This is a genomic window from Solirubrobacter ginsenosidimutans, assembly GCF_027587205.1.
Genome location: NZ_JAPDOD010000028.1, coordinates 25,634 through 39,178 on the forward strand (window position 1 = coordinate 25,634; position 13,545 = coordinate 39,178).

The window sequence follows — 13,545 nt, forward strand, 5'->3', positions numbered from 1 at the left end:
GGCGAGGAGGAGTCACCCACCCTATGGATCACACGAAGAACCACCATGTGCGCGCCCGCACGAAGGGCGTCAACCCGATCGTGTACTGGCTGATGCGGGCCTGGCTGCAGCCGTTCGCGCATCTCTACTGGCGTCTGAGCCGGATCGGTCGCGAGCACGTGCCCACCAGCGGCCCGGTGATCTTCGTCTCCAACCACCGCTCCTTCATCGACCCGTTCATCATCGGGCTCTGCAACCGGCGGCCGGTGTACTACGTGGCCAAGGAGGAGCTGTTCCACAACCGCTTCCTCGGCTGGTTCCTCGGCTCGCTCGGCGCCTTCCCGGTCCGCCGCGGCGCGGGTGACGCGGACTTCATCGAGACCGCCAAGGCGATCCTCAAGCGCGGCGACCCGGTGCTGATCTTCCCCGAGGGCACGCGCACCCGCCCGGGCGCGCTCGGCAAGCCCAAGCGCGGCGTCGGCCGGCTCGCGCTGGAGACCGGCGCGACCGTCGTCCCCGTCGCGATCATTGGCACCGAGGCGATCCGCAAGGGCATCCGCATCCGCCCGCACAAGATCCGCGTGCGGATCGGCGCGCCGCTGAACTTCCCGCAGGTCGAGCAGGCCACCGGCCCGCTCGCCGCAGCGGTCACCGACCGCATCTGGCCCAACGTGATGCTCCAGTGGGAGTGGCTCGGCGGCCTCCCGCCGTTGAGACGAGCCGCCGTCATCGGCGGCGGCAGCTGGGGCACGGCGGTGGCCGTCGCCCTCGCGCGGGCGGGGATCGACGTCGACCTCGGCACCCGCACTCGCGCGCAGGCGGAGCTGATGGCCGCCTCGCGCCGCAACGAGCACTACCTCCCGGGCGTCGATCTCCCGGAGCGCGTGCGGCCGGTCAAGGCCTCAGAGCTCGAGCTCTCGACCCACGACCTGGTCGCGTTCGCCGTCCCCGCGGCCGAGCTGCCCGCGGTCGTCGCCGAGCACGGCCCGAACATCACGACCCGCACCGGCGTGCTCGTGCTCTCCAAGGGCCTCGTGCCGCCGCTCGGCACGCTCCCGAGCGCGTTCGTGGCCGAGCGCACCCACACCTGGGCGACGGGCGTCCTCGGCGGCCCCGCCCACGCCGTGGAGGCGCTCGACGGCGGCGCGAGCCTCGTCCTCGCCGCCAAGAACGACGCCTTCGCCCGTCAGGTCAGCGACGCGCTGAGCGCCGCCAAGCTCCAGGTCACCCACACGACCGACGTCATCGGCGTCGAGCTCGCGGGCTGCGCCAAGAACGCCGCCGCGCTCGCCGCCGCCGCGGCCAGCCCCGCCGGCCCGAACGCCGCGGGCGCCGCCGCCGGCAAGGTCTTCGCCGAGGTCGACGCGTTCGCGCGCGGCTACGGCTCCCAGCCGCAGACGTTCGCCGGCCTGGCGGGAACGGGCGACCTCGTCGCCACCGTGCTCGCCGAAGGCTCGCGCAACCGCCGCGCGGGCGAGCTGCTCGCGCAGGGCATGCCGGCCGCCGACATCGCGGGCGTGCTCGGGCAGACGCCCGAGGCCGTGGCGTCGGTCCCGCTGCTCGCCGCCCGCCTCAAGCAGGCCGGCGTCGACGCGCCCGTGCTCAACGGGCTCGCGGGCATCATCGAGGGCCGGATCGACGCCGAACGCTGGACCGCCGGCCTCACCGCCCCCAAGCCGGCGGGCAGAAAGACGGCAAAGGCCGCGTAGCGGAGGTAGGCTCCCATGCCGCATGGCCACCGCACCGGACAAGGCCAAGCTCGACGCCGACTTCTCCGAGCTGTACAAGGCGCACCTCAAGGACGTCTACTCGTACTCGTACTACCGCGTCGGCAACCATCACGACGCGGAGGACCTCACCGAGCAGACGTTCCTGCAGGCGTACCGGCACTTCGCGCGTGCGCAGGAGGAGTCGAAAGGGCGGCCGCTACGACCTTGGCTGATCCGCATCGCCCACAACCTCGCGGCGAACTACTACCGCGACCGCTCGCGGCGGCCGCAGACCAACATCGACGACGCGGGCGCGATCTCCACGCCGCACACGACCGAAGGGCTGGTCGAGGATCGTGACGACCTCGCGCGCATCCTGCGCGGCGTCCAGCTCTTGCCCGACGACCGCCGGGAGGCGCTGATCATGCGCTTCGCGCTCGGGATGGACAACCGCGAGATCGCCCGCGCCCTCGACCGCACCGACGGCGCGACCAAGGTGTTGTTGCACCGTGCCATTCGCCAGCTCGAAGACATCGTGCAAGCCGACATGAACGGCGACGGGCCCAAAAATGCCTGAGCAGGGCTCGACGTTCGAGGACATGGAGCGCCTGCTGCGGGCCGCGCTCGCGCCGGTCGACCCGCCGATCCACCTGCAGCGCCGGGTGGAGAACACGCTGGACTCGGTGCTCGAGCTGGCCGCGGACGAGCTTGAGTCGTGGGAGCTCGTCGCGATCAAGGACCCGCGCAACTGGCCGCGGGCCGCGATCGGCCCCGCCACGGCGGTCGTCGTCGGCTCCGGCGCGGCGGTCGGCCTGGTCGTCCTGCGGACCCAGCACAGGCGCCACAAACGACGCGCGCAGTCCAAGGGCCTGCGCGACCTCGCCGCCCGCACCGTGAGGGACGCCGCGCGCGAGGCGAAGAAGGTCTTCGACGAATTGGCGCCGGACTGATCCAAGAGAGCGGCTCGCGCGAATCTAGTCCCAATGGACGTACGCGCGCTCGCCGATGAGGATCTCGTGCCCCTGATGGCCAGGGGTGACGCGAGGGCGTTCGAAGCGGTCTATGAGCGCCATTCGGGCGCGGCCTACTCGCTCGCCTACCGGATGGTGGGCACGCGCTCGGTCGCGGAGGACGTCACGCAGGAGGCGTTCTTGAACCTGTGGCGCAGCGGGGCGCACTATGACCGCATGCGCGGTTCGGTGCGGACGTGGATCCTCGGGATCGTCCATCACCGCGCGATCGACGCGCTGCGACGCTCGTCGGTGCACTCGCGAAGGCGCTCGGACGACGAGACCGCCGCGGAGCGCCTGGAGGCTCCCGACCGCGTCGAGGAGGACGTCGCCCGCCGTGACGAGGCCGCGATCGTGCGCAACGCCATGGACATCCTGCCCGCCGACCAGCTGAAGGTCATCGAGCTCGCCTACTTCGGCGGTTTCACCCACGTGGAGATCGCCGAGATGCTCGAGGCGCCGGTCGGCACCGTCAAGGGGCGCATGCGCCTGGGGTTGAAGAAGATGCGCGAAGTCCTTGCGCAGGGAGCGGTCGGATGACGGATTCTCACGAGCGCTGGGAAGACGCCGCGGGCAGCTACGTCCTGGGCGCGCTCACGGACGAAGAGCGCACCTCCTACGAGGCGCATCTGGAGACCTGCCCGAGCTGCCGCGCCGAGGTCGACGAGCTGCGCGTCGCCGCGGAGGCATTGCCCGTCTCACCGCCGCCGTTGCTGCCGCCCCCCGCGCTGAAGGCGCGGATCATGGCCGAGGTGGAGCGCGAGGCGGCGCTGCTGGCGTCCGCCGGCAAGCCGGACCGGGCCGCCGCATCGGCGCCGGAGCGCCGCAAGCGCCGCTGGCTTGGCGGCGGCATCGCGTTCCCGCGCGCCGCGCTGGGTGCGCTGGCCTGCGTGATGCTGGTGATCGGACTCGGGCTGGGCGCGGTCGTCTTCAGCGGCGGAAGCGGCCGCACGGTGCCGGTCGAGTCGACGATCCCGACGGCCAAGGCCGAGCTGGAGGTCAACGGCGACACCGCGACCCTGGTCGCCAACGGCTTGCCGCTTCCGCCGAACGGCAAGACCTACATGGTGTGGCTCTCGCGGCCCGGGCACGCGCCCGAGCCGACGTCGGCGCTCTTCACGCCGCGCCGCGACGGCTCGGCCACGGCGTCGGTGACCGGCGACCTCAAGGACGTCGATGCGGTGCTGGTGAACATCGAGCCGGTGGGCGGCTCGACCACACCGACCTCAGACGTCCTCATGACGGCCAAGCTCAGCTGACCCCATCGCTTCGAGTCCGCGGACCAGCAGGTCGATCGCGAACTCGAAGCGCGCGTCGTCGTCGCCCGCGGTCAGCTCGCTCGAGAGCCGCGTGAGCGTCGGGAACTGCTCGGGCGGAAGCGACGCCAGGTAGGCGCCGAACTGCTCGGGCGAGGCCTGGCTTTCGTGCTGCAGGCTCTCCTCGTAGGCGAACGCCCCGACGTAGAGCGCGAACATGTCCGCGGCATAGGCGATCACGGCCGCCGGCAGCTTCGACGCCGCCAGCACGGCCAGATTGCGTTCCAGGATCGGCAGCGAGTTCGGCCCGGCGGGCACGCGGCCGAGTGAGAGCTGTGCGGCGTCGCGGCGCTGCGAGAGGTGCTTGCGCACGCCGCGGGCGAGCTCCTTGACGGTCCGTTGCCAGTTCTCCGGGTCCGGCTCGGGGACCGGCGTCTCGCCGACGATCCGGTCCAGCAGCAGGCTCAGCAGCTCCTCTTTGTCGCCCACGTGCCAGTAGAGGGACGCGGCGCCGGACCCGAGCTCCTGCGCCAGCCGGCGCATGGAGAGGCCCTGCAGGCCGTCGCGCTCGAGCAGGACGAGGGCGGCCTCGACGATCTTCTCGCGCGTCAGCGGCTGCTTCTCGCGGGCCGGTTCGGCGCGCTGTCGCCACCACGGGGGGTCGGGTACCGAAGCCATTGACACGAACACTGTACTGCGCTAGAACACTGTTCGAGATGACTCAAACAGTGTTCGAGAACGCGATCGAGGCCGACGGCCTCGTCAAGCACTACGGCGAGGTGCAGGCGCTCGACGGCCTGGACCTGACCGTCGAGGCCGGGACGGTGTTCGGCCTCCTGGGCCCCAACGGGGCGGGCAAGTCGACGACCGTCCGCATCCTCACGACGCTCTCCACGCCCGACTCCGGGTCGGCGCGCGTGGCGGGGCACGACGTCCAGCGCGATCCCCTGAAGGTGCGTCGCACGATCGGCGTCGTCGGCCAGAAGCACGGCTGCGACATGGAGGCCACCGGCCGCGAGAACCTGGTCCTGCAGGCCGAGCTCTACGGGATCTCCGGCGGGCGCCGGCGCGCGCAGGAGCAGCTGGAGCGCTTCGATCTCGCCGACGCCGCCGACCGTCAGGTCAAGACCTACTCGGGCGGCATGCAGCGGCGCCTGGACGTCGCACTGGGCCTGATCCACCGCCCGCAGGTGCTCTTCCTCGACGAGCCGACGACCGGGCTGGACCCCGAGGCGCGGGCGCTGATGTGGGCGGAGATCGAGCGCCTCGCGCGCGAAGAGGGGATGACGATCCTGCTGACCACCCACTACCTCGAGGAGGCCGACCGCCTCGCCTCGCGGTTGGCGATCGTGGACCGGGGGCGCATCGTCGCGCGCGGCACGCCGGACGAACTCAAAGCCGAACTCGAGGGGGACGCCGTGCAGGTCGAGCTGGCGGGTGACGACGGCGGGACGGCGCAAATCGCACTGGAGCGCGTGGCCGGGCTTGGCGACGTGCTGATCGACGGCCGCACCCTGCACGCCCGCGCGGCCAACGGCGCCGCGGCGATCCCCGCCGTGCTGGCGGCGCTGGAGTCCGTCGGCGTGCGCGCCGCGTCGGTGACCCTCGCGCGCCCCTCGCTCGACGACGTCTATCTGCGCCACGCCGGGCGCGCCTACGAAGGAGCGGCGGCATGAACCTCGCCTACCGTCAGACCGTCCAGGTCAGCCTGCGCTATCTGCTGGCGCTGCTGCGCCAGCCCGCCTTCGTCGTGATCACGCTGATCCAGCCGCTGATCTGGCTGCTGCTCTTCGGAGCGCTGTTCAAGGCCGTGACCCAGATCCCGGGCTTCACCGGCAAGTCCTACATCGACTACCTCACGCCGGGCGTCGTCGTGATGCTCGCGGTCTCGAGCGCCGGCTGGACCGGCATGGCCTTCATCGAGGACATCAACAGCGGCGTGATGGATCGCCTCCTCGTCACACCCGCCTGGCGCGGGGCGTTCAACCTCGGCAGCGTCGCCCAGTCGATGCTCTCGGTCGTCATCCAGACGCTGCTGATCGTGCTGCTGGCGTGGGCGCTCGGCGCCCACTACGAGAACGGGATCGGCGGCGTGCTCGTGCTGCTGCTCGTGGCGGCGCTGCTGGCCGCGATCTTCGCCTCGTTCTCCAACGGGCTGGGGGTCCTCACGGGACAGCGCGAGACGCTGATCGGCGCCGTGTCGAGCCTGCTGCTGCCGCTGACGTTCCTGTCGAGCGCGCTGATGCAGACGAGCCTCGCGCCCGCGTGGATCGGCACCGTCGCCAAGTTCAACCCGGTCGACTGGGCCGCGACCGCGGCGCGCAACGCGACGACCGAATCCTTCGACTGGGGCGTGGTCGCGGGCCGCGTCGGCCTGCTGGCCGCGCTGACCGTGCTCGCCGCGTGGTTCGCAACACGCGCCTTCGGTGTGTACCAACGGAGTCTCTGAATATGTGACCTAAAGGAACCGGCGCTATCGTCGCGGCTCGAATGGCCACCTGTTACCGCCACCCGAGCCGCGAGACCGGCGTGTCCTGCTCCAACTGCGGCAAGCCGATCTGCCCGGACTGCATGACGGCGACCCCCGTGGGCATGCGCTGCCCGGACTGCTCGCGACAGAAGACGCAGACGCGCTCACTGCAGTCGATCGCCGTCGACCCGATCGCGACCTACGTCCTGATCGCGATCAACGTCGCGGTGTACTTCGGCGTGCACAGCTCAAGCCAGTTCTCCTACCACGACCTCACGCTCTTCGGCTCCGGCGTCTACCAGGACGGGACGCTGCACGGGGTCGCGGAGGGCGAGTGGTGGCGGCTGGTCACGAGCGGCTTCCTGCACACCGAGACCGTGCATCTGCTGCTGAACATGCTGTCGCTGTTCTGGCTCGGGCGGATGATCGAGCCGGCGCTCGGCCACGCGCGCTACGTCGCGATCTATCTCGTGTCGCTGCTGGCGGGCTCGCTCGGCGTGATGCTCCTCGATCCCAACGCCGAGACCCTCGGCGCGTCGGGCGCGATCTACGGCCTGCTCGGCGCGGCGATCGTGATGGCGCGCAACCGCCAGATCAGCCTGATCCAGTCCGGGCTGCTGCCGATCCTGGCGATCAACTTCATCTTCACGCTCTCCGTCCCCGGCATCTCGCTCGGCGGGCACCTCGGCGGGCTGGTCGGCGGGCTCGTGTCGACGTTCGTGGTCGAGCAGATCTCGATGCGGCGCCGCGACTCGCTGGTTCCGTCCGTGGCCGCCTGCGCGGTCCTCGGCGTCGCCGCCGCGGTCGCGTCGGTCGTCGCGGTCTCCTAGAGCGTCACGACGCCGCCCGGGGGCTCCGGGACGAGGTCGGGGTGCAGCGCGTGGCCGAGCCACTCGAGGCCCTCGACCAGCCGCGGGCCGGGGCGCGAGAACCACCCGCAGGCGTCGGCGATGACGATCTTCTGCGCGCCGAGGGCGTGCAGCCGGTCCGCGTAGTCGTAGGCCTCCAGGCGCCCGCGCTCGACGTCGTAGCCGCACGGGGCGACGATCACGACCTCGGGCCGCGCCGCCGCCACCTCCTCCCACGAGCGCTGGACCGACGGCTCGCCCGCCAGGCCGAGCAGGTCGACGCCGCCGGCGTACTCGATCAGCTGCGGCACCCAGTGGCCGCCGACGAAGACCGGGTCCAGCCACTCGAGCATCGCGACGCGCACCCGCGGGGCTTCGCGCACCGCGAGGCGGACGCGGTCGATGCGCGCGGCGGCGTCCTGGACGAGGTCCACGCCCGCGTCCTTGGCGTCGGTGGCCTGGGCGAGCGTGCGGACGTCGCCGAGCACCTCGCCGAGCGTGTGCGGGTCCAGCGAGACGATCTGCGGGACCGGGTCCATCTCGGCCGCGATCGCCCGCACGTCGTCCACGGACACCGCGCAGACGCTGCACAGCGCCTGCGTGACGATCAGGTCGGGCTTGAGGTCGCGCAGGCTCACGCCGTCGAGCTGGTAGATCGAGCGGCCCTGCTCGGTCAGCTCGCGCACGGCGCGATCGATCTCGTCGGGTCTCAGACCAGGGCCGATCACGTCGCGGGTGACCTTGGGTAGATTCCGCGCATCCGCCGGGAAGTCGCACTCGTGCGTGACGGCGGCGACGTGTTCGCCCAGTCCCAGGGCGAAGAGCGTCTCGGTGGCGGAAGGGACGAGGGAAACGATGCGCATGGCTGCGGATTCAGTATGGCGCCAAGAGGGTGAGTCGCTCGTGCGCGACTACGAGTTCGACGACTTCGCCGCGGCGATGGGGTACGTCAACCGGGTCGCGGACGCCGCCGAGGAGGCCAATCACCACCCCGACATCCTCGTGCACGGCTGGAACAAGGTGCGTTTGACATTGACGACGCACGACGACGGCGGATTGACCGAGAAGGACCATGCGATGGCCGAGCGCATCGACGCTATCCTCGGCACGTCGCCCTGATGAATGACGACGACAAACCTCGAAGTAGGCCGGAGGATCGATGATCGCCCTGTTGCTGGTGGCGGTTGTTGTCCTCGTCCTCCTCAACGCCTTCTTCGTCGCGGCTGAGTTCGCGCTCGTCCGTTCGCGCAAAGCGCACCTCCAGACCGACGCCGATCTCGGCAAGCGCGGCGCCGCGACAGCGGTGAACATGATGGACGACCTGTCGCGGTATCTCTCCGCGGCGCAGGTCGGCATCACGCTCACCTCCCTCGGGCTCGGCTTCCTCGGCGAGCCGGCGATCGGCTCACTGCTCGAGGACCTGTTCGGCGACGACGTGCCGCACTGGGTCTCGACGACGGTCTCGATCACCCTCGCCTACCTGATCACGACCTCGATCCACATCACCTTCGGCGAGCAGGTCCCGAAGATCTACGCGATCCAGAAGGCCGAGCCGGTCGCGCGCTGGGTCTCGCGGCCCCTGCTGATCTTCTCCAAGATCTTCAGCCCGTTCATCGGGATCCTCAACGCGGCGTCCAACGGCATCCTGCGGCTGCTCGGGGTGCGCACGTCGGGCCAGCTGGACGAGGGCGAGACGCCCGAGGAACTGCGCGTGCTGATCCAGGAGTCGCTGACCGGCGGCAAGCTCGACGCCAACGAGGCCGGAATGCTGACCGGCGTCTTCCACCTGCACGAGCAGCAGGCGCGTCAGGTGATGACGCCCGCGCCGGCGGTGGTCACGGTCGACACGTCCGAGGACGTCGAGACCGCCCTGCGCCGCTGCGTCTCCTCCGGCCACACCCGCCTGGTCGTGACCGAGGACGAGAACCGCGACCGGGTCAAGGGCATCGTGCACTCCAACGCGCTCGCGCAGCTGCTGCTGGCCGAGGGCCCGCAGGCGACGCTGGACGGCCTCGTCCGCGAGGTGCCGATCGTGCCCGAGACCAAGCCGCTCGACGACCTGCTGGCCGACCTGCAGCGCCAGCGCTCGTCACTCGCCGTTGTCATCGACGAATACGGCCGCACGGCGGGGATCGTGACCGTCGAGGACATCATCGAGGAGGTCGTCGGCGAGATCGACGACGAGACCGACCCGCAGGGCGGGGAGGTCCGCCGGCTCGCCAACGGCGACTGGTTCGTCCGCGGCCACGTCGCCATCACCGACCTGATCGACTACGGCCTCCAGCTGCCGGTGGACTCCGACGCCTACAACTCCGTCGGCGGCTTCGTCTTCGGCGAGCTGGGGCGCCTGCCCAAGCGCGGCGACACCGTCACGCACAACGGCTATTCGATCCGCGTGGAGTCGGTCCGGGAGAACCGGATCGAGGCGGTTCGCATCCGCGAACGGCAGCATCCGCGACCCGAAACGAAGGTCCAGTCCTAAATTGAAACTGCGTGCGGAATTGCACATTGGCCTCTGACGCGCTACCTTCCCGCCAGCCAACTTGCCGCTCCGGCGGTTGAGGAGGAGAGAGAGGGAGATCCTGGGGAGGATCGACCGAGTAAGCACGAAGCGCCCGGGCTCAGGGGAGCGAGGCCGGGCGCGACGTGTTTAACGGCCCGTTTTCGCGGCGCTGGAAGCGCGAGCGTCGACTTTCGCGAGTAGAGCGCCAGAAACTCGACGCTCGCGCGTGCACGCCGGCCCGTTAAACACTTACGCCCGCCTCAGGGGAGCGAGACGGGCGCAAATGGTTCTGGAGGAGGGGTGCGATGAGAAGATCGTCGCGAAGCGGATACTCCCAACGCGTTCTCAATCCTAGCTAAACATTCCCTCGATGTAAATCAATACGAGTGGAATCCTCGGCCCGTTTTCCGGCCCAACGCGCCCTCGGCGATCAACTCCTGGATGCGAGTTGGCACGTCGGCACCGATCGTGCGCCCGATCGCGGCGCTGACGTCGAGGCCCACGAGGTCCAAGAGTGCCAGCGGCCCCATCGGATGCCCCGCGCCGAGCCGCATGCACGTGTCCACGGCCTCGGCGTCCAGCCCCGTGCGCTCCATCAGCCGGACCGCGTCGAAGAGGAACGGGAACAGCAGGCGGTTGACGACGAAGCCCGGCGTGTCGGGCACCTCGACCGCGGTCTTGCCCAGCGCGACGCAAAGCGCGCGTGCGCGCCCGCGCGTGACCTCCGTGGCCGCGTCCGGGAACGCGAGCTCGATCAGGTCCATCTTCGGCACCGGGTTGAACACGTGCAGGCCGACGAAGCGGTCGGGCCGGCCGCTCGCGAGCGCCAACTCGCCGATCGGCAGCGAGGAGGTCGTCGTGGCCAGCACGGCGTCGTCGGCGAGATGGTCACCCAGGCGACGGAACAGCTCCGCCTTGGCGGCCGGGTCCTCCGCGATGGCCTCGATGACGAACGTCGCCCCCTCGAGCACGGCGGGGTCGCGGCTGATCACGACGTTGCCGTTCACGCTGGCGCCCATGCGCTCGCACAGCGCCCGGACCTTCGCGCCGGCCTTGTCGCAGGAGCCCTCGGAGCGCGCGAATACGGCTACGTGGCCCTGGGTGGCGGCGACGGCTGCCAGCCCACATGCGATGGCCCCGGATCCCGCAATTGCCAAGCGCTCCGACACAGCGATCCTTCCGATTGATTGACTCGCCAGTCAACTCCAAGCGTAGTCCGCTGGATGACAGCGTGTGGAGCTTGGTCACACGGTCCACGGACTTGCCTCCAAGCCCGACGCGGCGTAGGGTCCCAGCGACCCATGGAGTCCCACGCGACGCTCGGCAGTAAGACACCGGAAGAGCACGAGGAGCGCCAAGCGGCACTGGATCGGGGCGAACCGTTCCTGCTGTTCCGCGACGGTGATGGCCGCCAGCGGATCGTCCCGCTCAGCGAGGACGCCGACGCGGTCACGATCGGCCGGCGTTTCGAGGCCGACATCTCGCTGCCGTGGGACCCTGAGGCCTCGCGGCTGCACGCCGAGCTCTCGCTGCGCGCGGGGGAGTGGACGATCGTCGACGACGGCTGGTCGCAGAACGGCACGTGGGTCAACGGGCTGCGCCTTGCGGGGCGCCGGCGCCTGGCCGACGGCGACCTGGTGAAGATCGGCCGCACGATCCTCGGGTTCCACGCGCCCGGCGCCACGGGCCCAGGCCCGACGATGGTCCAGGGCGAGCTGAGCGCGACCCCGCGCTTCTCCGAGCAGCAGCAGCGAATCCTGAAGGCGCTGTGCCGCCCGCTGTTCGCCGACGGCGACGGCTTCAACCCCTCCAGCGACCTCGAGGTCGCCGACGAGACGGGGATCAACGTCGACGTCGTCACGCAGGAACTCGACCTGCTCGCCCGCCTGTTCGGCCTCGAGGACATGCCGCGCCCCGAGCGCCGCGCCGAGGTCGCACTGCTCGCCGTGCGCTCCGGCCTGGTCGGAGCCGACGAGGGCGGCACACAGGGATAAGGGCGTAAGCCCGCCCCACCGCCCCCGGCCCATCATCCCTTTACTCGATAGGCTCGCTCGATGCGGGCCTTCGTTGCGGAGAAGCGGGGAGACGAAGTCGTGCGCGGTGTGCGCGACGACTTCGAGATCGGTGACCTCGGCGAGGGCGACGTGCTCGTCAAGGTCGGCTGGTCGAGCGTGAACTACAAGGACGCGCTGGCGACGATCGCCAAGGGGCAGGTGGCGCGGATCTCGCCGCTGATCCCGGGGATCGACCTGGCCGGCGTCGACGAGGACTCCGGCGAGGAGGTGCTCGCGCATGGCTACGACCTCGGCGTCGCCCACCACGGCGGCTACGCCGAGTGCGCCCGCGTGCGCTCGGAGTGGGTCGTCCCGCTGCCCGGCGGCCTGTCGGCCAAGCAGGCGATGACGATCGGCACGGCCGGCTACACCGCGGCCCGTTGCGTGATCGCGCTCGAGGACGCGGGCCTGACCCCCGACAGCGGCCCGGTGCTCGTGACGGGCGCCAGCGGCGGCGTCGGCTCGACCGCGGTCGACATCCTCGCCGCCCGCGGCTACGAGGTCGTCGCCTCCAGCGGCAAGGACCCCGAGTACCTCGAGCTCCTCGGGGCGTCCGAGGTGATCACGCGCGAGGACGCGGCGGGCGATGCGGGGCGGCCGCTGGAGAAGGCGCGCTGGGCCGGCGCGGTCGACTGCGTCGGCGGAGAGGTGCTGGCGGGCGTGATCCGCTCGCTGCACTACGGCGGGGCCGTGGCCGCCTGCGGCAACACCGGCGGCGTGAAGCTGCCTGCGACGGTCCTGCCGTTCATCCTGCGGGGCGTCTCACTGCTCGGCGTGGATTCGGTCCAGACGCCGATCAAGGAGCGCACGGAGACCTGGAGGCGGCTCGCGACCGACCTGCGGCCGCCGCACCTCGACGACTCGCTGGGCCACGAGACCGACCTCGACGGGCTCGAGGACGTCCTTTCGAAGATCCTGCGGGGCGAGGTCTCCGGCCGTACCGTGGTCAGGCTCTAGGCGGCTGCGGAGCCGCTCTCAAGGCGAGCGACGAGCTCGTCGAGGCGCAGCTCCTCGAGCCCCTGGCCGACGGCCTCGAGCTCGGTGGCGCAGAATTCGACCAGCGTCCGGCCCTCGCGGCAGAGGTCCAGCGTCTCGCGCAGGCCGGCCTCGCCGGAGTCCAGCCGAGCGATGATCGCCTCCAGGCGCGCGCCGGCCGCTTCGTAGGTCAGGATCTCCTCGCCGTCCACGCGAACGAGGGTACCGGCGGCACCGGCGGCGGTCTCGCGTTCACAAGCGATCACAACGCTTATCGACATGGTTCCCATCCATTCACAGACGCTGGACCGAGGCTCCGTAGTTTCGGCCAGACGAGCAGATGGAGAGGGCCGTGAACCATCCAGAGATCGAACGCATCATCGTCGGACCGCTGGAGATTCGCCCAGATCGCTATCTCGTGCTGCTCGGTGAGCGCACGCTGCCGCTGTCAGCCCGCGAGCTGACGCTGCTGACGGTGCTGGCGCGACGGCGCGGCGAGGTGGTCGCCCGCAGCGAGCTGTACGAGCTGGCCTGGGGCGCCAGCCTGGCGCGCGCCGACCGTTCAGTCGACGTCTACGTGCACAAGCTGCGCCGCAAGCTCGAGGCGGCGGTGCCGGACGTGCGCTTCATCCACACCCACCACACCATCGGCTATCGGCTGGACCCACAGCCCACGCCGCTGAGCGGGGCAGGTGGTGCGAGGCCGCCGGGCGAGTTACACCCGGCGGCCATGCACTGACC

The 13,545-nt window shown here is 70.7% G+C and carries 17 protein-coding genes; 13 read left to right on the top strand and 4 right to left on the bottom strand.

Going from position 1 to position 13,545, the window contains the following annotated elements; all coding sequences use genetic code 11:
• Positions 1–23: 23 nt before the first annotated feature.
• From OM076_RS26290 to OM076_RS26310, 5 genes are read left to right on the top strand one after another with little or no spacing between them, the layout of a single operon-like run.
• Positions 24–1,688: a 1-acyl-sn-glycerol-3-phosphate acyltransferase gene (locus OM076_RS26290; protein ID WP_270043076.1), complete on the top strand. Its 1,665-nt coding sequence runs from the start codon at positions 24–26 to the stop codon at positions 1,686–1,688.
• Between the two features lie 22 nt (positions 1,689–1,710).
• Positions 1,711–2,265 (top strand): RNA polymerase sigma factor, encoded by a 555-nt coding sequence (locus tag OM076_RS26295; RefSeq protein WP_270043077.1) that lies wholly within the window; start codon positions 1,711–1,713, stop codon positions 2,263–2,265.
• Positions 2,258–2,638, top strand: coding sequence for a hypothetical protein (locus OM076_RS26300; RefSeq protein ID WP_270043078.1), 381 nt, complete (start codon positions 2,258–2,260; stop codon positions 2,636–2,638). Before OM076_RS26295 ends, OM076_RS26300 begins: the two co-directional genes overlap by 8 nt.
• Before the next feature lie 33 nt (positions 2,639–2,671).
• A complete protein-coding gene (locus OM076_RS26305) occupies positions 2,672–3,238 on the top strand; it encodes an RNA polymerase sigma factor (protein ID WP_270043079.1) in 567 nt (188 codons plus the stop codon).
• Entirely contained in the window at positions 3,235–3,957 is a 723-nt protein-coding gene (locus OM076_RS26310; protein WP_270043080.1) for an anti-sigma factor, read from the top strand. Before OM076_RS26305 ends, OM076_RS26310 begins: the two co-directional genes overlap by 4 nt.
• On the opposite strand, the gene OM076_RS26315 is transcribed toward OM076_RS26310, so the two are convergent.
• The gene (locus OM076_RS26315; protein ID WP_270043081.1) at positions 3,925–4,632 is read right to left on the bottom strand and encodes a TetR/AcrR family transcriptional regulator; all 708 of its coding nucleotides are present in this window, start codon (positions 4,630–4,632) and stop codon (positions 3,925–3,927) included. The two genes, OM076_RS26310 and OM076_RS26315, sit on opposite strands and share 33 nt — an antisense overlap.
• 38 nt (positions 4,633–4,670) lie before the next feature.
• Between OM076_RS26315 and OM076_RS26320 the strand changes: the two genes are divergently transcribed.
• Genes OM076_RS26320 through OM076_RS26330 form a run of 3 tightly spaced genes read left to right on the top strand, consistent with a single transcriptional unit; the run spans position 4,671 to position 7,254 of the window.
• Entirely contained in the window at positions 4,671–5,630 is a 960-nt protein-coding gene (locus OM076_RS26320) for an ABC transporter ATP-binding protein (protein ID WP_270043082.1), read from the top strand.
• Positions 5,627–6,403, top strand: coding sequence for an ABC transporter permease (locus tag OM076_RS26325; protein WP_270043083.1), 777 nt, complete (start codon positions 5,627–5,629; stop codon positions 6,401–6,403). Before OM076_RS26320 ends, OM076_RS26325 begins: the two co-directional genes overlap by 4 nt.
• A gap of 41 nt (positions 6,404–6,444) precedes the next feature.
• A complete protein-coding gene (locus OM076_RS26330) occupies positions 6,445–7,254 on the top strand; it encodes a rhomboid family intramembrane serine protease (RefSeq protein WP_270043084.1) in 810 nt (269 codons plus the stop codon).
• Here OM076_RS26330 and OM076_RS26335 read toward each other — a convergent pair.
• A complete protein-coding gene (locus tag OM076_RS26335; RefSeq protein ID WP_270043085.1) occupies positions 7,251–8,135 on the bottom strand; it encodes a cobalamin-binding protein in 885 nt (294 codons plus the stop codon). The two genes, OM076_RS26330 and OM076_RS26335, sit on opposite strands and share 4 nt — an antisense overlap.
• On the opposite strand from OM076_RS26335, the gene OM076_RS26340 reads away from it, so the two are divergent.
• Complete coding sequence (locus OM076_RS26340; protein ID WP_270043168.1) at positions 8,134–8,391, top strand: 4a-hydroxytetrahydrobiopterin dehydratase; 258 nt, start codon at positions 8,134–8,136, stop codon at positions 8,389–8,391. The genes OM076_RS26335 and OM076_RS26340 overlap by 2 nt on opposite strands.
• 40 nt (positions 8,392–8,431) lie before the next feature.
• Positions 8,432–9,754, top strand: coding sequence for a hemolysin family protein (locus OM076_RS26345; protein WP_270043086.1), 1,323 nt, complete (start codon positions 8,432–8,434; stop codon positions 9,752–9,754).
• Positions 9,755–10,152: 398 nt separating this feature from the next.
• Here the strand turns inward: OM076_RS26345 and OM076_RS26350 are convergent, their stop codons facing one another.
• Entirely contained in the window at positions 10,153–10,944 is a 792-nt protein-coding gene (locus OM076_RS26350) for a 3-hydroxyacyl-CoA dehydrogenase family protein (protein WP_270043087.1), read from the bottom strand.
• A gap of 132 nt (positions 10,945–11,076) precedes the next feature.
• Here OM076_RS26350 and OM076_RS26355 point away from each other — a divergent pair, with 132 nt between their 5' ends.
• Both OM076_RS26355 and OM076_RS26360 read left to right on the top strand, forming a co-directional pair.
• The gene (locus OM076_RS26355; protein WP_270043088.1) at positions 11,077–11,769 is read left to right on the top strand and encodes an FHA domain-containing protein; all 693 of its coding nucleotides are present in this window, start codon (positions 11,077–11,079) and stop codon (positions 11,767–11,769) included.
• A 60-nt stretch (positions 11,770–11,829) separates the two neighbouring features.
• The gene (locus tag OM076_RS26360; protein WP_270043089.1) at positions 11,830–12,786 is read left to right on the top strand and encodes an acrylyl-CoA reductase family protein; all 957 of its coding nucleotides are present in this window, start codon (positions 11,830–11,832) and stop codon (positions 12,784–12,786) included.
• Here the strand turns inward: OM076_RS26360 and xseB are convergent.
• Entirely contained in the window at positions 12,783–13,016 is a 234-nt protein-coding gene (gene xseB, locus OM076_RS26365; protein ID WP_270043090.1) for an exodeoxyribonuclease VII small subunit, read from the bottom strand. The two genes, OM076_RS26360 and xseB, sit on opposite strands and share 4 nt — an antisense overlap.
• Before the next feature lie 140 nt (positions 13,017–13,156).
• Between xseB and OM076_RS26370 the strand changes: the two genes are divergently transcribed.
• On the top strand, positions 13,157–13,543 hold the full coding sequence (locus OM076_RS26370) for a winged helix-turn-helix domain-containing protein (RefSeq protein WP_270043091.1): 387 nt from the start codon (positions 13,157–13,159) through the stop codon (positions 13,541–13,543).
• Positions 13,544–13,545: the final 2 nt, after the last annotated feature.